This is a genomic window from Tenacibaculum ascidiaceicola (genome assembly GCF_047470925.1).
GTDB classification, from domain to species: Bacteria; Bacteroidota; Bacteroidia; order Flavobacteriales; family Flavobacteriaceae; genus Polaribacter; species Polaribacter discolor.
The window spans coordinates 276011-295574 of record NZ_JAZKJP010000002.1 but is presented as its reverse complement, the minus strand read 5'-3'; the positions used below and the strand labels follow the sequence as shown (position 1 = coordinate 295574).

The window sequence follows — 19564 nt, the reverse complement described above, 5'->3', positions numbered from 1 at the left end:
ATTATGAATTCTATAGATTGGAACAATATAGCTAAAGAAGCTGCTTCACAAACTGATGCTGAGTTTAACAAACAATTAGCTAGTTTAACTAACTTAAAACTTAGTGAAGTAGATGCTTTTATTAAGGAAAGTAAAATTACCAATGCTAACGCCATAAAAACACTTAAACTTATTGATGATGCTACTATTAGTAATAACGAAAAAGCCAAAGCTATTTCTAATATCGAAAATGGCTTTGGCTTTGTTATAAGTTTAGTTTCTAAAATTGTATAACTATCTAAAAATTGTATTGTCTTTTATAAATGCTGTTTTATAACGCTCACTAAAGAGAATTTTCTCTTCATTGTCTAATACTATAAGGTTATCTTCAAAGTAAATTTCTTTGATTTTCTTAACGTTTACCAAGTAATTTCTATGCACTTGTCTAAAATCTGGATTAGATAGCATGTCTTTTAGCTTGGTTAGCGATAACTTTATTAGGTAATTTCCTGAGTCGCAAATTATACTACAGTATTTTTCTTTTACTTCTACATAATTAATAGCAGCTACATCAACTTTTACTACGCTTCTTTTTTTCTTTATGAATAAAAAAGCAGGACTTAACACTGCATTGTCTGAAGCTAAGCTTATACTATTACTTTGTTGATAGCATGACTCTATCGCCAACTCTAAAGAGAATAACAATTCCAGTTTATTATATGGCTTTAAAAGATATACTAACGGATTGGTTAGTTTTGCTTCATCAAAAATTTCTCTTCCTTGCATACTTGTTAAGAATAAAAAAGGCACATTAATTCCTTCTTTATTCAAACGGTGTGCTAACGAAATTCCGTCTGGTCTTCCGTTTATCATGATGTCTAAAATAATAACATCAAAAAAGCGATTTCTAATTAACTTTTCTGCTTCTACCGCATTTTTTGCTAATGATACCTCGTAATCATTATCTTCTAAAAAAGAAGAAAGTTCTAAAGCTTCCTCTCCTGAATCTTCTAGCAATAGTAATTGTAGTCTTTTCATAATTTATGCGCTTGCGTTGGGTAACAAAATTCGTATAGTTGTCCCCACTTCCAACTCACTATCTATGAGTAATTTTCCATTATTCTTTTTAATAAGTGTTTGACACAGTAACATACCTAGCCCTACGCCTTCAGATCTGTTAATTTTGTCAATACTTAAGTCTTCTAATCCTTTAATTTTTGCTAGTTTTTCTTCTGAAATTCCAAAACCTGTGTCTTTAATTTCAATTGTACTAAATTCTTCAGAGTCGTTATAGGTTTTTACTTCAATCTTGCCGTTTTCTCCTGTGTATTTTAGTGCATTATCTAACAAATTTCTCAATACTATTTTCAAGGATTCCTTATCTGCTTTTACTAAAATAGTAGCTTCTAACATTGTTGTTAATGCAATGTTTTTAGCTTCTGCAATCTCTTCAAAGTTATAAACAGCCTGTTCTACCAACGATTTTAAAGGATATTCTTCTGCTTTAAACGATAACTGATTGTTTTGCTCTAACGACCAATGTAATACATTATTTAATAAATGACTCGTACTTTCAGTTAATGCAATAGCATTGTTAGTAGTTTCACTTACCGCATCGTATTCTTTATTTTTTAATTGTCGTTTTAGCTTTTCGTGTTGTCGCTTAATTGTATTAATTGGCGAACGTAAATCGTGAGACACTACAGAAAATAAATAGTCTTTGGTTTTGTTAGCTACGTTTAACTCCTCCTTTTGTTGGGTAATAAACCTATTTTTACTTTTTAACTCTCTATAAAAATAACCTAAAAATCCGAGAAAAACTAATAAACCCGAAGCTCCTATTACCAAACTCTTTTGCACTACTGCTTGACGCTTTAGCTGTTCTTCTTGTAATACAATTTCTTGTTGCTTTTGAGCTACAGCTAATTGTTTGTCTTTTTCTGTAAGCTCCCAAATTTTATCACGGTTCCAAATAGAGTCTTTCCAACGACCGTATTCTATATAATAGTCTACACTTTTTTGGTAGTTTTTTCTATTCTTCTCAACAACCGCCATGTTTTTGGCTGTATATTGTTTAAGTTCTAAATCAGAAAATAATTTTGCTAAATCATACGCCTCTATAAATAACGGAATCGCTTCATCATCTAAATATTGATTGTAATAGACATTTGCTAAATCCATTTTAGTCCTAATGGTTGCAGCAGTATCCTGACTTTCAATTAATTTTAATTCTTTTTGAAAATATTCCTTTGCTTTAATATAGTCTTTTTTATGAACATAACTCAATCCTAAGTTATGAAGCACATCTTTATTTACATCTACATTTTCAACCTCTATTCCTTTTAGTTCAAATTTTTTTAGAAAAAAAATAGCACTATCGAACTTTCTCAGGTTAAGATATGTTATTCCTAACTGCCTATTCTTTAAAAATTCATATGATGAGTTTTTAGAAATTGAAGACAAACTTTTTAAAGCTTTCTTATACAAACCTTTACGAATAGCACTACTGCCTTGTATATAATTCAAAATATCTTTTTCTTCTACATTTCCGGCAGATAAAAGTCCTTTAGAGCTATAGGCATAACTAGAATCATGTTTCTTTTTTTTATAAAATATTAATGCTTTTTTAAAAGTTTGTTTGTTTATACTTAAGGAATCTCCTCTAGTATAAAGATATTCTAGACTTCCTTTATTTATATCTTGTGATAAAGCTTTTACTGTAAAAAAAATAAAGAAAATCCTAAATATAAAAGACAACATTTAATTATTGAGATTTTGCTGGCGCAGTTACAGTTCCCCTATCCGTTTCTGGATCATCATTTTCACTACGTACTAAAATCATATCTACAGAGGGAGTTCCTTCATCCAATTGATAGGCAAACTGTACATAATATAAATCGTACTGGCTAGCTACTTCATCACAATTAAACTCTACTCTAAAATCTCTACAACTTACCGTATCATATCCTCCATCTTTGTTTAAGATTTTAGTTGGCGTAACTCCGTAGTAATTTAAATAAACTTCGTTTCCTTGTAGTTGCAATCCACTTGTATTATCTACTGGGTTTAATGTATTGTCTGGTAAATATGCTAAAACTGTTATAGTATTAGGAGTTGCACTGTTTCCGGATTCATCTCTAGACATGTTTACTAAAGGACCTGTAGGTACATTTTCTGCACTAATATTTGTATCAAACTTACTAAAGCTTTTTAATGTTAATGTAACTCCGTTAACGTTTACTGGGTTTCCCATCTTTTATAATTTTTTAATTTGGTTATTTGGCTAAAATTACAATTATAAAAAGAAAAGAAAAAATAGTTTGTTAATAATTTATAGCAGTTATAGAGAAAATTATCTTTACAAAACCTCTCTTATTTCTACCGATTAAAAAAGGGAGAAACCGAAGCTTCTCCCTTTATTTTAAATTTTGAACTGTAATGTTACATACCAGTTTCTCGGAGCGGATGGTATAATACCTGGTCCAGGGTATCCTGTTGCTCTACGTGTAAAGTATTTTTCGTCTAACAGATTATTTACTCCTGCTTCTAACTTGAAAATTTTGTATTTGTAAGAAGCTGAGAAGTCTAGTACACCATAAGCAGGAATTTCTCCTACTACTCCACTTATTTTAGCTATACTAGAATTTGAATCTGCTATAACAGCATTAGATGCATCAGAAAATTGTTGTGTTAGGTAAGTATATTGTAAGCTTGATAATAAGTTTTTATATCCAAACTTAACACCAGTTTTAAAGTTAAATTCTGGTACAAATTCTACTTTATTGCCTACAATTCCATTTGCTATTGAAGAGGTATACTCTGAGTTTGTATATGATGTATTTACGAAGTAATTAAAGTTATAATCACTATTTATATCTAACATCTTTTTTAGATTCAAATCAAAAAGACTCTCTATACCAAGAATCCTTGCATCTCCAATATTATCTCTTTCTGGTTTACCATCTGTTCTTGTATAAATACCTATTCTGTCATTGTAAAAAAGTCCAAAAACACTTACATCATATGATACTACTTTGTTAAAATCTCCCCTTACTCCTATATCGGCTGTAAACCCTTTTTCGTCTGTAATATCTTCTGCTATTGCAAAAGCAGGATTCGCGGTACTTATATCTGCAAATGTTACTGAACGATAGTTTTGTGAAACATTTCCGTAAAATTCTATTGAGGTGTTAGGCTTATAACTAGTTCCTACTCCTAATAATAAAAAAGTACGCTCTTTTGTTTCTTCCTCGTCTCTTTCATTTCTATTGATAACATTCCCTGCTGCATCGGTGGTAATATCTGTTATGAATTCTTCTCTTTCGGTTTTTATATGTTCTAAACGAAAACCTGGAGTTATTGACCATTTATCATTTAAATAGAAAATATTTTCTCCAAACAATGCGATATTTAAATTAGGAAATGTACTGTTTGATTGTCTTGGGTAGTTTGGATACTCTTCTGAATAAATTTTAAAGTCAGCATCTGATAACTCTGACCCTGGACCTTGTGCTGATGTATTGTTTGCTTTGTAAAACTTACTTCCTATTAAAAAAGTAGCTTTTTTATTGAATAACTCATATTCTGATAATAACCTAGCTTCAAACCCGAAGTTATTAAAATCTCCCTTTATAACTTGTCTTTCTCTACCAGGATCTTCATCACTAACTCTATTAGTTCTATATCCTACAGCATCTCTAGAAGCATTTAAACCAAAGAAATTAAATGTGAAATTTGTTTTATCTGAAAAACGATGTGCTAACTTAAGATTGTACAAAAACCAATCTACTTGAAACCAATTACGTTCTCTATTACTCTGAAAAGGGTTTTCTACAAACATTGCATCAGTTAATCCACCTGCTTGTTGAGCTACATATTTCAAATATGTAATTTCTGCTTCTAGCTTTGTTCTGTCTGAGATCTCATATCCTAAATGTGCAAAGGCATTTTTTGAATCGAATTCTGAATTCGAACGGAAACCATCTCCTTGCTTGTAATTGTAATATCCGTAATAGCTAAATTTACCTTTGGTTCCTCCAACACTTGTAAAGTTGGTAAATAAGTTATTACTTCCTAGGGTATTTCTTGTAATGATTTCTAATGGTTTGTTAGGGTTCGATTTCTTCATTATAAAGTTTACTAGCCCTCCAAACTGAGTTCCATATTGTAACGAAGCTGCTCCTCTTACAATTTGAATTTCATTCAATGCTTCTGCCGGTGGTGTATAATAACTTTCTGGGTACCCTAACACATCTGCACTAATATCGTATCCGTTTTGACGTGTATTAAAATTAGAGGTTCTGTTTGGATCTAATCCTCTACCACCAATATTTAACTGTAAACCTGCATCGTCATTCTGAAAAATATTTAATCCTGCTACTTGACTGTATAACTGACGTGCGTTATTAGAAGCTAATGCTGCTGTAGATTGATTTACTAAAACAACTTCGGTCTTTTTTCCTGCAAAAATGGCTGTTTCTTCTACATCTTTTAAGCGTTTTAACTCAAATACTTTTCTTCGTTGTGTTTTGATTTGTATTTCTGATAACTCCTCTGAAAAAGAGTTTAATTTAACGTTTAATACAACGTCTTTTACAACTGTAATTTTAAGCTCTTTTAATTGGTACTCTTCAACATAAAATAACAATTCTAATTGTTCTTTTTCAGTTGAAAATTGATAAAACCCTTTACCGTTAGTCTCTGCTAACAATCTACCCGTTTTATTATATACTTTTACATTTTGCAACTTCGTATTCATTTCAGAAGTTACCACACCTGAAACTTTGTTTTGAGCAAAAGTTGAGGCAGTAAAGAATAATACACATATTAACCTTACTATATTCTGAGCTAATTGTGTGTGTTTGAACATATGTTTATAGTCCATAAATTTTAATTTTATCATTAAAAGGTAATATCCAGTCTTTGTGTTTAAAGCTTTCTTTTTGTTTATATAAATCTATGTTAGGGTTTATATATGGTTGACTTAATCGTCCGTTTAATGCCACAAAACTCTCCACGTAGACTTCTATATTTTTATGACCGTCTTTTTTAAAGTGATCTCCTAAATAATGAGCATATTCCAAAATAAAATCAGGCTGAAAGCTCATTTGCTTTTCTTGAAAAGAGGTTAAAAAATCAGTATTGTTTACATAAAAAAACTTCCCTGTTTCACCATCAACAATCTTAAAGTTTGCATAACCTGCTTTCTCCATTAACATAACTCGCCACGAAAAACGAAAACCTTCTTCTGTCCAGAATAATTCTCCTGGATACATTAAGTAACGCCATGGTAATAGTATTTGAAGTATAAAAAGAGTTCCTAAGATTGATAAGATGACTTTCTTTTTAAGTTTTGGATATGTATATTCTTTAACTTGTTGAACTGTTTCTGATGAAATTGAGAACACTCGTTTTATATATTGAATAATTTTCTCGTGCAAAGAAGCATCGAAAAAAATAAGTGTTGCAACAATCATTATAAAAGGAAACATGCCTATAGGAAATAAAACCCTAGTAAATACATGAAAAAACACAACCAATCCGAAAGCTAACAAACGTGTTCTTTTATACAATAATAAAAAGGGAATTGATAAATCATACAAAGCTCCACTCCAACTCATTGTGTAGTGAAACCATTCTTGTTGCATTAAATTATTCCCAATTAAAGGTAAATCGTATTTTGATGGTAACCATATTTTTAGGGGTTGTGCTCTAAATAACCAATCGGAATTTAATTTTGCTAAACCTGCATAAAAGTATACAATTCCTAAAAGCAATTTTACACTATCTATTGTCCATTTTGGCACATTTATATATTCTCTTTTTCTTAGGTAAGCATCTAAAGAAAAGTGAGCATTTGCTGGTAAAAAGATTAGTACAAAACTTAGTATGCTTATAAAGTAGTAATGGTTTAAATAGGTTGTTTTATCCATTAACTCTATATAGGTAAAGCTTAGAAAGAATGTTATAATAGCCAATCTATATTTAAATCCTAAAGCCACCAATGCTGCTGATAAACCACTAATTATAAATAGTAAATATGTATAATTTCCAATAGGTTTTATCCATTCAAAACCGTAATATGAAAAGTGAAATGTAGGTTGTACATATAGTTTTTCTATCCAGCCATGATACCAAAACCGTAGGATACCAAAAAGCATCATAACCCCAAAAAAAACACGAAAAACAGCCAAAGGGGCTGAATTTGTTTGCTTTGAAAGGTAATTTTTAGAAATCATTTTTATGATATGCTTCACCTACAAAAAGTATGACTAAATAGTTATTTTAATAAAAGCTGCCTATTTTCATAGACAGCTTTGTTATTTTGTTTTCAATGATTAATCTCCGTCGGCATCAACATAGTCTACGCTAACATTAAAAGCCTGTAGCATATCTACTTTTAAATACACTACTACTTTTTGTAGCTCATCAAATGATTTTGTCATTTGAGTATTATCGGTATTTATTTGTTGATAGAAATCATCGTTTAAAGTACTAACTTGTGTTTCAGCTGTATTAAACTGTGTGTTTATTAAGTTTACTAAATCACCTCTTTTTAAATACTCTAAATAACTTTTAAAACTAATTCCAGAGCCAGCTGTGTTAAAGTTATTTCCGTTGAAAAAATCTTGAACAGCAATTAATGCTTCTAATGCTAATGCTTTTGATACTACTCGATTGTAATATGCTTCAACTTTTTCTGGTAATGGTGTTGATGAAAAGTTTCCTGCTGGAATTCCAAACTTATTAGCTCTTAATCCTTTTTCATAATAAAAAATAAAATCGTTTACCAATTTATTTAATGATGAGCTAGCTGTATTAGCTGTAGAAGCTACAAACTCATCTCTATAACTTCCTTTCCAGTCGTTAAGAATTGTTGTTGTTAATCCACTCATTTGAGCAATCACATCAGTTATATACTTTTTGTAATTAGCTGCATTTGCATCCGTTGTGTATTTTTCTAAAATAGCAATATCATTTGCTGCTACACCGTACAATAAATAATCTAACGCTGGAAAACCTTGTGCGTCATGGTTGTTAGAACTATTTAAATCGTATGTTCCGTTACTTATATTACTTTCTACATCTGCAACTGTAAGCGGATAAATATTAAAAAAGTTTACAAAACCTAATTCTTCGGCCTTACCTATATTAAACATTTCTACATGTTGCCATGCTTTGTAAGCATTTAACCAAGCGGTACGTACCTCTGTTAAAGTTGTTGCATTAGGAGCATCTGTAAAAGAAGTGGCTTTTGTTCCTAACGTAGTTAACTGGCTATCAAACGCTTCAAAAGAAGGTATAATTATATTATCTGCTAAATGTGTTAGCATTGCTCCTCTATCAAAGCCATCTGATGGTGTTGGGTTATCTGAACTATCTGAACTACAAGCATAAACTACAACTGCAAGTAATAGGAAAGGTAAAAATTTTTTAATCATTTTTATTTCTATTTATTCTAAATAAAACTTTTGCAAATATAAAAAGTAGCCATGAAATCATAACTACTTTTTATAAGAATTCTTAAATTATTTGCTTCTTAGCTCCCTGCTTCTGTTACAGTGAAGTTAAATTTAGCAGCGATAGTTTCAGAAACAGTATCTAATGTTGCTGGTGTAGTATCTTCCCATAAACCATTTCCTGTTCCTAATAGGTCTTCTAATAAACCTTCTACCTCTGTTTTGGTAAAGTATGCTTCATTAGCATTATTTTTACGAGTAAATTGTAAACTGTAAATAAACCCTAAACCTTCTGAAATAGCATGAAATGCTGCCGCCTTATCAGTCGTCCATAAATTTTTACCTTGTTGTAAGTAATATACTCCTCTAATTGCAATTACATTTGAAATTTTTTCACGAATAATTTCTGCTTGCTCATTACGAACGTCATAATTTTTAGCAACAATAGCAGCTCTTCCTAACTTGAATGCATTGTAAATATCATCTGCTATACCAGCAAAATCATTATCTCCATTTACTTTTGCTAAATATTCGTTTAAGAACTTATCTGCTTCTAATACTGGTTCAGATGGGTTAGCTTCGTTACCATATAAGTAACCATAAGCCTCATCCCACTTATGCTCCATTGTTGTATAACTTTTTCCTTCCTCAACAACATCATTATCGTTATTAGTAACATTACTTCCTGCATCTAATACAGCTGTACCTAAGTAGTTATTTAACATTTGATCAACCATTAAACCTCCGATTAATGATTTTGCAAAAATTTGATTTAGCTCAACTCCTTTTCCGTTTATGTATCTAGTAGAACCTCCTCCATTTTGTTGAAGTTTACCTGCTGTTCCTGCTACTGCGTCAACATCCCAGTTTGGAAATACATCATCTACTTGCTCTTTTATCCAAGCATCAAATTGAGCTTTAATTGCATTAGCTTCTGTTGTATTTGCAGAAAAGAAATCGGTTGAAGCTGCTGTTTTACTACGTACACTTTTACCTGAGGCGTTTAATGTTGCATCGGTAAAATCTGCATCTCCTTCAGCATGTGCAAACATGTTATCTAAATCAGCTTCTGTTTTTGCCGTATTTTTTAATGCTGCAATTAATTCAGTAGCCATTTTAATTCGAGTCGTTTGACCTGAAAAACTTACTGTAGATTCATTATTTCTTTCAAACTTGTAAGTTGCTGGTGCTTTTACTGAATTTACTGGCTCGTCATCACTCGAACAAGAAGTAAACACTAAAGCTGATACAGCTATCATAGAAAGGATTACTCTTTTCATTTTATTTAGATTAAGTTTTAATTAATTTTGTTTGGCAAATTTATATAAGAAATTCAACCTCACAAATCTTATTAAGACTTATTTTAAATAATTTTTAGCTTTTATAAATATCTAACTAATAATCAATATTTTATAATTATATACTATTTGTTTTTAAGAAAATTAACAACTGCTTTACGTATATCATATGCTAATTCTTCTTTTTTTGGTGTGTAAATACTTAAAATCCCTTCACTTTTACTTGAAAGCATCGGAATATCAAGTCCTCTTAATAAATAATCTGAAAAAGCAACTGTATAAGTTTGGTTTTCTTGTAGTTTTCCATTTTTAAGCTCCCATACTCCATTTACTTTTTCAGCATTAAATCTTTGTAAATAGGCTCCTGTTCCTGAAGATTCTACACCAAAATCTAACACCTTTTTTAATAAGCTTCCTTTAATCTCAACTTTTAAAATTTCTCCTCCATATGGTAATACTCTAAAAATATCAACAGCATTTATGTCTCCTGATAATACATCATCTATTCGTACAGATCCTCCATTTACCAAAGCACAGTCTACATCATTATTATACGCTAAGCTCATTGATTCTGCAATAATTTTCCCCATATTGGTTTGTACAACTCTAATTGTACTTTCTCTTGCATCTAAAGGTTCAGCTGCCTTGTATATTATTTCATAAGGATTCGATACTACTTCTTGAATTTTATCTTCTAAGACTGCTTGCCATTTATCTACAACTTCTTTTACACTCGCATCAAAAGGAATTGATTTATTAATTTCTTTTAACTCAGATTTAAAGCTGACTTCTTTTGTTTTTGGGTTATATTCAAACCTATGGATATAGGCTGTTTTTGCGTTAGCATCTGCTTTTGCAATTGTTACCTCTCCTACTTTTGTGTAACTATTGGTGTGTTCGTGACCTCCCATAATTAATGGCACGTTTGGTAATAGTTTTGCTATTTCTTTATCCTGTGTAAGTGATGCATGAGTTAACCCTAATACGATGTCTACTTTATCTTTTATTTCGTTATAAGAGCGTTGTATTTCTTTATACATATCTCCATAATACACGTAACTTTTTGGGTTTGATGGAATACAAACACTTATAAACCCTACTTTTAAAGTAGTTCCATTTAAATTCTTAAATTCTTTTATGAAAAAATCTTTTAAAGTTTCTTTTTTACCATCAACGATTTTATGAAAATAAGAGTGTTTACCATCAACATTATGCAATACATTGGCTGATATCCAATCAAACTTACTCTCATTCAAACGATCTTGTAAATGTGTAAAACTTAAATCGAATTCGTGGTTTCCAAATGCAACAAGATCAAAGTTCATAGCATTCATAACCTCTACCATTTGTTTCCCTCTTACTCGCTCACCATTATACTTCATTGTTCCTAGTAAAGAAGGTGATAAAAAATCTCCTGCTAATACTAGCATGGTGTTTTTATCTTCTTTTAAAAGTTGTTTGTGAACTGTTTCTACTCTTGCCATTCCTCCATACATTCCTCCTTGAATTGGGGCAATTTCATACACATCGTTTAATTGTAGTAATGTAAAATAGGTTTTATCATTATCTTTTTTAAACTGATACGTTGTCTCTGGTGTAGTTGTATTGATTTTCTTTTTTGGAGAACCACAACTAACTAAAGTGCAAGTTATTAAAAGTAGTAATAGGGTTTTAAATTGCTTCATTTGGCTTTTTTTATAAGAAAACCAAATTTACGAATTCTAGTGAAGATATTGACGTGTGTTTTGTCTTATCATTTTTCGATATTCTACCAATTCTGGAAATTGATAAAAGAAGTTTATTTTTTTATGTGCTATAGTTCTAGGCTTCTTTATTTTAGGTCTTAACACAAAAGCTGTCCAGCTTTCAACAATATCTTCTTCTGGACTTTCAGCAGCGTAATCTGTAAGGAACTCTGTTCTATTATTTAAGTATAAATCATATAGTTTTTCTACACAGTTTGCTTCTGTATAACAATATTTTCGTTGAATAACATCCCAACGATTTAATAATGCCCCTTTCCAAAATATGTTAACAAACCTATTGATGTAACTATCTTTATAAGCTTCTCCTTCAAGAGTTAAATATAACTCTCCTTCTTCTTGTTGCCTTTTGTTTGTTGGCCTTATCTGAGTTCTATTTAATGTTAATAAATGCCCAAACTCGTGTACTAAAGTATATACTGACTCATGAAGTCTTCTCTTATCCTTAGTTTCAAAATTAACATCTCTAATATCAATTTCTAACTGCCATTTATCATTTTTTGAACTCAATGCTACTAAAGCTCCTGTTTTTTCATCTACCCCATCCGTCATTAAAACAATCCGCTTAATATATTTTTGGGTGAGCTCTTTCGGGAAAATCCTATTAAATTCACCCCAATAATAAGCAGCTAAATCATCACTTACCGACTGATTTTTAACTATTTTACTACCATTCACATTCCACACCCCTATTCTTTCACTATTTGTAGATTGAGAAAAGGCTGAAAAAAAGAAAAATAGAAAAATAATATTTAATTTCATCATCTTTTAAAAAACTTCTAGTGCTTTATTATAAGCACTTTCAAAACTCATTGGTTTAATATTAGTTGCTACTTTATTTGCTGTAAAATAAGACAATAACTTTTCAGTTGGCATATTACCTGTTAACTCATCTTTAGCCATTGGACAACCTCCATATCCTTTAATAGCTCCATCAAAACGTCGGCAACCTGCTTTAAAAGCACTGTCAACTTTTTCATGCCATTTAGTTGGTGTTGTATGTAAATGAGCTCCAAATTCTATTTGAGGATAACTAGGTATTAAATTTGAAAACAAGTAGTCTATATCTTCAGGTGTTGAGCTCCCAATTGTGTCTGACAAAGATAAGATTTTAACACCAAACGACGAAAGTTTTTCTGTCCATTCTCCTACTATTTCAACACTCCATGGATCTCCATAAGGATTTCCAAACCCCATTGATAAATAAGCTACTACCTCTTTATTGGTTCGATTTGCAATGGCTAATACCTCTTTTAAAGTATCAATAGATTGGTCTATTGTTTTGTGTGTATTACGCATTTGAAAATTCTCTGATATCGAAAAGGGATATCCTAAATAATCAATTTCTTCAAATTGTGACGCATCATTTGCTCCTCGCACATTTGCTACAATTGCTAATAGTTTACTTTTAGTAGTAGATAAATCTAACTTCGATAAAACTTCAGCTGTATCTTTCATTTGGGGAATTGCCTTTGGCGACACAAAACTTCCAAAATCAATTGTATCAAATCCCACTTTCAACAGTGAATTGATGTATTTTGCCTTTGTCTCTGTGGGAATAAAATGGCTTTTAATTCCTTGCATTGCATCCCTTGGACATTCAATAATTTTAACACTGTTAACCATTGTGTCAAATATACATATTTTGATTCATTTTTTCACCTAGCTTTACCTGTCTCTATTCGCCCTTTATAAAACACTATCCAATTAATTAATTATCAACAAAATACAAAGAAACAGAAATAAAAACTTGAAAGTTTTTTTTATTTTTTTTATTTTTTTTTCTGCAAACTGTCACAATTTAAAAGTTAATTTGTCTCTAGTATAGAATGATTTCATTGGAGTCGCAACAAACACATATCAACCAACTAATCGAACGCTGTAAAAAGAACGATAATTCTGCACAAATGCAGGTTTATCAGAGCTATTACAAAGCTATGTATAACACGTCGTATCGTATTTTAAAAGACGAGTTCGAAGCAGAAGATTTAATTCAAGAAGCATTTTTAACTGCTTTTACGAAATTAGATACTTTTAAAGGTGAAGTTACTTTTGGTGCGTGGTTAAAAAGAATTGTAATTAATAAAAGTTTAACCCAGTTAAAAAAAGTTACTAGATATGATGAAGTAAGGATGGATGTGATTCCTAGCTATGAAGTTGAAGATATAGAAATAGATTATAGCTCACTTGAAGTTAAAAGAGTTATAAACTGTTTACAGAGCTTAAAGGATAATTACAGAATTGTATTGACTTTAAACCTAATTGAAGGCTATGATTATGAAGAAATCGCTCAAATACTAAACTATACTAATGAAAATGTACGTACAACGGTATCTAGAGCAAAAAAGAAGTTAAAACAAGTATTAGCAAGTAATACTAATAAAACAGAAGTATATGGAGGATAAACTGCATCAATTTTTCAAAGAAAATGACTTTGATGTTTTTGAGCCTCATCAAGGGCATTTAAATCGCTTTCAACGAAAACTAGAAACACCGAAAAGATCTAAAAAACCATCTTATTTTTGGATGAGTATTGCAGCATCTGTGGTATTAGTTTTAGGCTTTTATCTAGGTAGTTACCAGCAAAAAAGCACCTACGATTTAGCTGATATTTCGCCTAAAATGGCTGAAGCTCAAAACTTTTTTGTAACAACTATAAATCAAGAATTAAAAGAGGTTGAACAATATAGAAATTTAGAAACTGAAACGGTTATTGAAGATTCTTTAAACGAAATTGAAGAACTAGAGGACCAATATAAAACCCTTGTAAAAGAATTATCTAAAAGAGAAAACAAGCATCAAATTATCAGAGAAATGATACAAAATTATCAACAAAGATTAGATGTATTAGAAAAGCTTCTTTTACGATTAGAATTACAACAAAACCCCGCTAAAATAGAAATATTAGAAGATGAAATTATATAAATTATTTTTCCTACTACTATTCATTCCTACTCTTTTAGTAGCCAATGATAAAAAACACGAAAAAAGCAAAAACATACGTAAAACTTTTGCTGTTAACAAAAACGCTACCTTATATATTAACAATAAATATGGTAATGTAAACGTGACTACTTGGAACGAAAACAGAATAGAGATTAATGTAAAAATAACTGTAAAAGGTAATGATTTGTCTAACGTTGAACGTAAATTAAAGGCGATTGATGTTCGATTTGAGTCTACTCCTAGTTTAGTAGAAGCTAGAACTATTATTGAAAAAACAAAATCTAGCTGGTCTTGGTGGGGTAGCAATAACACAAACTATAAGATTAATTACTTTGTTAAAATGCCAGTTACCAATAATGCCGATTTAAACAATAAGTACGGAAATATTGAATTAGACAAACTAGAAGGTAAATCCAATATTAATTGTGATTATGGTAAAATACAAATTGACCAATTACTAAATGAAACTAATAACATTAATTTAGATTACTGTGGTACTTCTGAAATTAATTTTATGAAATCAGGAAACCTAAGTGTTGATTACTCTAAACTAACTATTATAAAGTCAGAGAACTTAAAAGTAAATGCCGACTATTCTACCATGAAAATAGGTACAGCAAACAATGTTGACTTTAATAGTGATTACGGAAGTATTTCTGTAGATGATGCCTCAAATATTAATGGTAATTCTGATTATGCTAGTATAAAAATTGGAACTCTTAGAAAAAACTTAAAAATTGATACTGATTATGGTGGTGTCAGAGTTAGAAATATTGAAAAAGGTTTTGAAAGCATTGTTATTGATGGAAGTTATGCAGGTATTAAACTTGGTACTAGTAGCAACAACAACTTTAATTTTACTATTGATCTAGGTTATGCTGGGTTTGGATATCCTGATAACCATGTAAAAATGTTTAAAAGCATTAGTAAATCTTCTAAAAAGTATTACGAAGGAACTTTTGGTAAAGACAACTCTAACTCTTCTATTACTATAAAATCTAGATACGGAGGCGTTTCTTTAAAATTAAATGATTAACCAACAACTTACAAATTATACTACAATGAAAAAATTAGCGATCTTATTATTAACACTTTCTTTTAGCTTTCAAACACAAGCACAAAGCTGGTGGAGTTCTAAAAAAGTTAAAGGTAACGGAAAAATTATCACAGAAACTAGAAAGATTAGTTCTTTTAATAAAGTGAACGTTGGAGGTTCCTTTGATGTTTATTTAATAGACGGAACTGAAGGTAAAATAACTTTAGAAGGAGAAGAAAACATTTTAAAATATATTGAAACAGAGGTAAAAAAAGGAAAGTTAAATATTAACTTTAAAGAAAATACCAATATTAAAACCACTAAAAAGTTAATAGTTACTGTTCCTTTTGAAAATATTGAATCGGTTGCTTTAGGAGGTTCAGGAAATGTAATTGCAAAAAAACGTATTAAAGCTGATGAGGCATCTTTTGCTTTAGGAGGTTCAGGAAATATTGTTGCTAGTGTTGACGCTAATACTGTTAAAGCATCTATAGGTGGTTCTGGAAATATTAGACTTAAAGGAAAAACTGATAACTTAAAATGTGCTATTGGTGGTTCTGGAAACGTAAAAGGCTACGATTTAAAAACCAATTCTTTAAAAGCTAGCATTGCTGGTTCTGGTGATGTGTTAGCTACTGTTAGTAATAAAATAAAAGCTACAGTAGTGGGTTCTGGAAGTGTATATTACAAAGGAAATCCTTCACAAATAGACAGCAATTCTTTAGGTTCTGGAGACGTTATTGACAGAAACTAAACTTAAATAACAAAATAAAAAAAACCGCTGTATGTTTACAGCGGTTTTTATTTAAATTTATTTTCTTTATTGTAACGAAGCTAAACTCGCTTTAATTGTTTCAATTTTGGCTAATGTATCTGATTCTTTTTTACGTTCTAAAGTAATTACTTTTTCTGGTGCATTACTTACAAAACGCTCGTTAGATAACTTCTTTTGAATCCCTGTTAAGAATCCTTCTGCTCTTTTTAACTCTGCATTTAGCTTAGTTATTTCTGCTTCAACATCAATGGTATCTAACGAAATTGGAACAAAATATTCATTTGATTTCACACGGAAAGATGCTGCTCCATCTACTTTATCAGTAACGTAGTTTATTTCTGAAGCATTGGTTAACTTTTGAATTACTACATCAAACTCTTTAGTAAAGTTTTCATTATTTACCACTGATAGTTCAATAGCATCTTTAAACGAAATATTTTTATTTTTTCTAATCGTTCTTATTCCTGAAACTACGCCCGTAGCAAACTCAAAATTTGCAATTAATTCTTCATTTGTTTCTCCAACCGTTGGGTATTTAGCAATAATTAAAGCATCATCTGGAGTTCTTTCAGTAATATGTTGCCAAATTTCCTCTGTTAAGAAAGGCATAAATGGATGCAATATTTTTAAGTTATTCTCTAATACTTCTATTACAGCTTTATATGTTTTTGCATCAATCGGTTGTTGGTATCCTGGTTTTACAATTTCTAATAACCATGATGAAAAATCATCAGTAATTAACTTATAAATTGCCATTAACGCATCTGATAAACGATACTTACTAAAGTGATCTTCTATTTCTAACAACACTTTATTAAACTTAGCTTCATACCATGCTAATCCTATTTTAGCTGTCTCTGGTTGCGCTAAACTTTCATCTATCTCCCAACCTTTAATTAAACGGAAGGTATTCCAAATTTTATTTGCAAACCCTTTTCCTTGTTGACATAAATCTTCATCAAACAATAAATCGTTTCCAGCCGCTGCACTTAATAACAGCCCTACACGAACTCCGTCAGCTCCAAAATCTTCAATTAGCTTTAAAGCATCTGGTGAGTTCCCTAAGGATTTACTCATTTTTCTACGTTGTTTGTCACGCACTAACCCTGTTAGATATACGTTTTCAAACGGACGTTCATTTTTATACTCATATCCAGCAATAATCATACGTGCTACCCAGAAGAATAAAATATCTGGTCCGGTAACTAAATCGTTGGTTGGGTAATAATACTTGATTTCTTCATTCTCAGGATTACGGATTCCGTCGAAAACTGACATTGGCCATAACCAAGAAGAGAACCATGTATCTAATGCATCTGGATCTTGTTTTAAGTCAGAAGCAGTTAATGATGTATTTCCTGTTTTTTCTTGAGCTAGTTTTACAGCATCTTCAATATTTTCAGCTACTACAAAGTCTTCTTTTCCGTCTCCAAAATAGAAAGCAGGAATTTGTTGCCCCCACCATAACTGACGAGAAATATTCCAATCACGAATGTTTTCCATCCAGTGACGATATGTATTTTCAAACTTTTTAGGGAATAACTTCACCTCTCTATCTTCACCTAAAACAGCTTCAATAGCTGGCTTTACTAGCTCTTCCATTTTTAAGAACCATTGATCTGACAATCTTGGTTCAATCACTGCTTTAGTTCTCTCAGAAGTACCTACTTTATTGGTATGAACTTCAGTTTTTACTAAAAACCCATTTTCTTCTAATTCTTTGGTAATTTCTTTACGAACTACAAAACGATCTTTCCCTTCATAATGTAAACCAAAAGAATTTAAACTAGCATCTTCATTAAAGATATCTATTACCTCTAAGTTGTGCTTATCTCCTAAAGCTTTATCATTTTCATCGTGTGCAGGAGTTACTTTTAAACACCCTGTACCAAATTCAACATCTACATATTCATCTTCAATAATTGGGATTTCTCTATTACATAGAGGAACAATAGCTTTCTTACCTTTTAAATGAGTAAAACGTTCATCATTTGGGTTGATACAGATAGCAGTATCCCCTAAAATAGTTTCAGGACGTGTTGTTGCTATAATTACTTTTTCATCAGAATCAACGATATCATATTGTAAGTAATATAAGTTCCCTTGGCGCTCTTCATAAATAACTTCTTCATCAGAAAGTGTAGTTTTAGCCTCTGGATCCCAGTTTACCATACGATATCCTCGATAGATGTAACCTTTATTATATAAGTCAACAAATACTTTTATTACTGATTCTGACAAAGCAGGATCCATGGTAAAAGCAGTGCGTTCCCAATCACAAGAAGCTCCTAACTTTTTTAATTGATCTAAGATAATACCACCGTATTCGTTTTTCCATTCCCAAGCATGTGCTAAAAACTCTTCACGTGTTAAATCATTTTTATCAATACCTTGTTCTTTTAACTTCGCTACTACTTTCGCTTCTGTAGCAATTGAAGCATGATCGGTACCTGGAACCCAACATGCATTTTTTCCTTGCAAACGGGCACGACGAATTAACACATCTTGAATAGTATTATTTAACATATGCCCCATATGCAATACTCCTGTAACGTTTGGCGGCGGTATAACAATTGTATAGGGTTCGCGTTCATCTACTTCTGAATGAAAGTAATTGTGCTTCATCCAGTAATCGTACCATTTTCCTTCTACTTCTTTAGAATTATATTTTGATGGAATATTCATATGTTATGTGTATCTTTATGGTTAATAATTTAACATTTTTTAACCTTTGGCATTGTTTTTGAAATTCGATTAGCAAAAATACAACTATCTATGAGGTACAGAAAATTAGAGGTTGTTTTTTTAGAACTTAAAGAAATAATACTAAATTTGTAGCGGTTAATACCCTAAAAAATTAATTTTTAACATTATGAGAACAATTTTATCATTTATCGCTGTTTGCTTTATCACCCTAACAGTAAGCGCTCAAGAATTTAAATTTGAAACTGAAACTATTGACTATGGAAAGATAGCTCATGGGTCTGAAGGAAAACGCGTATTTGAATTCACAAACATTGGAGATGCTCCTATTATTATAAAGGATATCGTTTCTCCTTGTGGATGTACAGTACCTACTAAACCTGAAGAGCCAATTATGCCTGGTAAAAAAGGACAAATTGAAGTTTCTTATGACACTAAAAGATTAGGAGGTTTCTCTAAAACTTTAACTGTTATTTCAAATGCTAAAAACAAAAGAAAAAGAGTTAAAATTAAAGGATTCATTGTAAAAGATGCTACACCTGCTAAAGAGAAAAGTACAGTAAGCGATAGCTAAGAACTTATTACACATATAAAAAAATCTCAAC

Annotated in this window: 17 protein-coding genes; 6 read left to right on the top strand and 11 right to left on the bottom strand. The window is 30.9% G+C overall.

What is annotated here, in order from left to right; translation table 11 throughout:
• Nucleotides 1-3: 3 nt before the first annotated feature.
• Nucleotides 4-273, top strand: coding sequence for a hypothetical protein (locus VBY68_RS01710; RefSeq protein ID WP_099216594.1), 270 nt, complete (start codon nt 4-6; stop codon nt 271-273).
• Here the strand turns inward: VBY68_RS01710 and VBY68_RS01705 are convergent, their stop codons facing one another.
• The 10 genes from VBY68_RS01705 to VBY68_RS01660 form a co-directional block, all read right to left on the bottom strand.
• Nucleotides 274-1017 carry a LytR/AlgR family response regulator transcription factor gene (locus VBY68_RS01705; protein WP_121147395.1) on the bottom strand — a complete coding sequence of 248 codons (744 nt, stop codon included), beginning with the start codon at nt 1015-1017 and terminating at the stop codon, nt 274-276.
• A 3-nt stretch (nt 1018-1020) separates the two neighbouring features.
• Nucleotides 1021-2739 carry an ATP-binding protein gene (locus VBY68_RS01700; RefSeq protein ID WP_415268668.1) on the bottom strand — a complete coding sequence of 573 codons (1719 nt, stop codon included), beginning with the start codon at nt 2737-2739 and terminating at the stop codon, nt 1021-1023.
• Between the two features lie 4 nt (nt 2740-2743).
• A complete protein-coding gene (locus tag VBY68_RS01695; protein WP_415268667.1) occupies nt 2744-3232 on the bottom strand; it encodes a hypothetical protein in 489 nt (162 codons plus the stop codon).
• A 168-nt stretch (nt 3233-3400) separates the two neighbouring features.
• The gene (locus tag VBY68_RS01690) at nt 3401-5863 is read right to left on the bottom strand and encodes a TonB-dependent receptor family protein (RefSeq protein ID WP_415268666.1); all 2463 of its coding nucleotides are present in this window, start codon (nt 5861-5863) and stop codon (nt 3401-3403) included.
• The gene (locus tag VBY68_RS01685) at nt 5853-7217 is read right to left on the bottom strand and encodes an HTTM domain-containing protein (RefSeq protein WP_124590318.1); all 1365 of its coding nucleotides are present in this window, start codon (nt 7215-7217) and stop codon (nt 5853-5855) included. Before VBY68_RS01685 ends, VBY68_RS01690 begins: the two co-directional genes overlap by 11 nt.
• A gap of 99 nt (nt 7218-7316) precedes the next feature.
• Nucleotides 7317-8420 carry an imelysin family protein gene (locus VBY68_RS01680; protein ID WP_415268665.1) on the bottom strand — a complete coding sequence of 368 codons (1104 nt, stop codon included), beginning with the start codon at nt 8418-8420 and terminating at the stop codon, nt 7317-7319.
• Between the two features lie 98 nt (nt 8421-8518).
• The gene (locus VBY68_RS01675; protein ID WP_415268664.1) at nt 8519-9718 is read right to left on the bottom strand and encodes a DUF4856 domain-containing protein; all 1200 of its coding nucleotides are present in this window, start codon (nt 9716-9718) and stop codon (nt 8519-8521) included.
• Between the two features lie 143 nt (nt 9719-9861).
• Nucleotides 9862-11421, bottom strand: a complete 1560-nt coding sequence (locus tag VBY68_RS01670; protein WP_415268663.1) for a bifunctional metallophosphatase/5'-nucleotidase — start codon at nt 11419-11421, stop codon at nt 9862-9864.
• 36 nt (nt 11422-11457) lie between these two features.
• Nucleotides 11458-12264 carry a hypothetical protein gene (locus VBY68_RS01665; protein WP_099216586.1) on the bottom strand — a complete coding sequence of 269 codons (807 nt, stop codon included), beginning with the start codon at nt 12262-12264 and terminating at the stop codon, nt 11458-11460.
• Nucleotides 12265-12267: 3 nt separating this feature from the next.
• Complete coding sequence (locus tag VBY68_RS01660; protein ID WP_099216585.1) at nt 12268-13125, bottom strand: hydroxymethylglutaryl-CoA lyase; 858 nt, start codon at nt 13123-13125, stop codon at nt 12268-12270.
• A gap of 212 nt (nt 13126-13337) precedes the next feature.
• On the opposite strand from VBY68_RS01660, the gene VBY68_RS01655 reads away from it, so the two are divergent.
• From VBY68_RS01655 to VBY68_RS01640, 4 genes are read left to right on the top strand one after another with little or no spacing between them, the layout of a single operon-like run.
• Complete coding sequence (locus tag VBY68_RS01655) at nt 13338-13904, top strand: RNA polymerase sigma factor (RefSeq protein WP_394342567.1); 567 nt, start codon at nt 13338-13340, stop codon at nt 13902-13904.
• Nucleotides 13894-14424: a hypothetical protein gene (locus tag VBY68_RS01650; RefSeq protein WP_273694405.1), complete on the top strand. Its 531-nt coding sequence runs from the start codon at nt 13894-13896 to the stop codon at nt 14422-14424. The genes VBY68_RS01655 and VBY68_RS01650 overlap by 11 nt, the downstream gene beginning before the upstream one ends.
• Nucleotides 14411-15481 carry a hypothetical protein gene (locus tag VBY68_RS01645; protein ID WP_121147405.1) on the top strand — a complete coding sequence of 357 codons (1071 nt, stop codon included), beginning with the start codon at nt 14411-14413 and terminating at the stop codon, nt 15479-15481. Before VBY68_RS01650 ends, VBY68_RS01645 begins: the two co-directional genes overlap by 14 nt.
• A gap of 25 nt (nt 15482-15506) precedes the next feature.
• Complete coding sequence (locus VBY68_RS01640) at nt 15507-16235, top strand: head GIN domain-containing protein (protein ID WP_415268662.1); 729 nt, start codon at nt 15507-15509, stop codon at nt 16233-16235.
• A gap of 66 nt (nt 16236-16301) precedes the next feature.
• Here VBY68_RS01640 and VBY68_RS01635 read toward each other — a convergent pair whose 3' ends face one another.
• Nucleotides 16302-18941: a valine--tRNA ligase gene (locus VBY68_RS01635; protein WP_415268661.1), complete on the bottom strand. Its 2640-nt coding sequence runs from the start codon at nt 18939-18941 to the stop codon at nt 16302-16304.
• A 187-nt stretch (nt 18942-19128) separates the two neighbouring features.
• Between VBY68_RS01635 and VBY68_RS01630 the strand changes: the two genes are divergently transcribed.
• Nucleotides 19129-19533 carry a DUF1573 domain-containing protein gene (locus VBY68_RS01630; protein WP_121147408.1) on the top strand — a complete coding sequence of 135 codons (405 nt, stop codon included), beginning with the start codon at nt 19129-19131 and terminating at the stop codon, nt 19531-19533.
• Nucleotides 19534-19564: the final 31 nt, after the last annotated feature.

Bases quoted from the DNA above. Each gene is read 5' to 3' on its own strand.
- VBY68_RS01685 (WP_124590318.1), bottom strand. From the start codon at position 7,217: ATGATTTCTAAAAATTACCTTTCAAAGCAAACAAATTCAGCCCCTTTG.
- VBY68_RS01645 (WP_121147405.1), top strand. From the start codon at position 14,411: ATGAAATTATATAAATTATTTTTCCTACTACTATTCATTCCTACTCTT.
- VBY68_RS01650 (WP_273694405.1), top strand. From the start codon at position 13,894: ATGGAGGATAAACTGCATCAATTTTTCAAAGAAAATGACTTTGATGTT.
- VBY68_RS01695 (WP_415268667.1), bottom strand. From the start codon at position 3,232: ATGGGAAACCCAGTAAACGTTAACGGAGTTACATTAACATTAAAAAGC.
- VBY68_RS01635 (WP_415268661.1), bottom strand. From the start codon at position 18,941: ATGAATATTCCATCAAAATATAATTCTAAAGAAGTAGAAGGAAAATGG.
- VBY68_RS01680 (WP_415268665.1), bottom strand. From the start codon at position 8,420: ATGATTAAAAAATTTTTACCTTTCCTATTACTTGCAGTTGTAGTTTAT.
- VBY68_RS01700 (WP_415268668.1), bottom strand. From the start codon at position 2,739: ATGTTGTCTTTTATATTTAGGATTTTCTTTATTTTTTTTACAGTAAAA.
- VBY68_RS01690 (WP_415268666.1), bottom strand. From the start codon at position 5,863: ATGGACTATAAACATATGTTCAAACACACACAATTAGCTCAGAATATA.
- VBY68_RS01710 (WP_099216594.1), top strand. From the start codon at position 4: ATGAATTCTATAGATTGGAACAATATAGCTAAAGAAGCTGCTTCACAA.
- VBY68_RS01630 (WP_121147408.1), top strand. From the start codon at position 19,129: ATGAGAACAATTTTATCATTTATCGCTGTTTGCTTTATCACCCTAACA.
- VBY68_RS01660 (WP_099216585.1), bottom strand. From the start codon at position 13,125: ATGGTTAACAGTGTTAAAATTATTGAATGTCCAAGGGATGCAATGCAA.
- VBY68_RS01640 (WP_415268662.1), top strand. From the start codon at position 15,507: ATGAAAAAATTAGCGATCTTATTATTAACACTTTCTTTTAGCTTTCAA.
- VBY68_RS01675 (WP_415268664.1), bottom strand. From the start codon at position 9,718: ATGAAAAGAGTAATCCTTTCTATGATAGCTGTATCAGCTTTAGTGTTT.
- VBY68_RS01670 (WP_415268663.1), bottom strand. From the start codon at position 11,421: ATGAAGCAATTTAAAACCCTATTACTACTTTTAATAACTTGCACTTTA.
- VBY68_RS01665 (WP_099216586.1), bottom strand. From the start codon at position 12,264: ATGATGAAATTAAATATTATTTTTCTATTTTTCTTTTTTTCAGCCTTT.
- VBY68_RS01705 (WP_121147395.1), bottom strand. From the start codon at position 1,017: ATGAAAAGACTACAATTACTATTGCTAGAAGATTCAGGAGAGGAAGCT.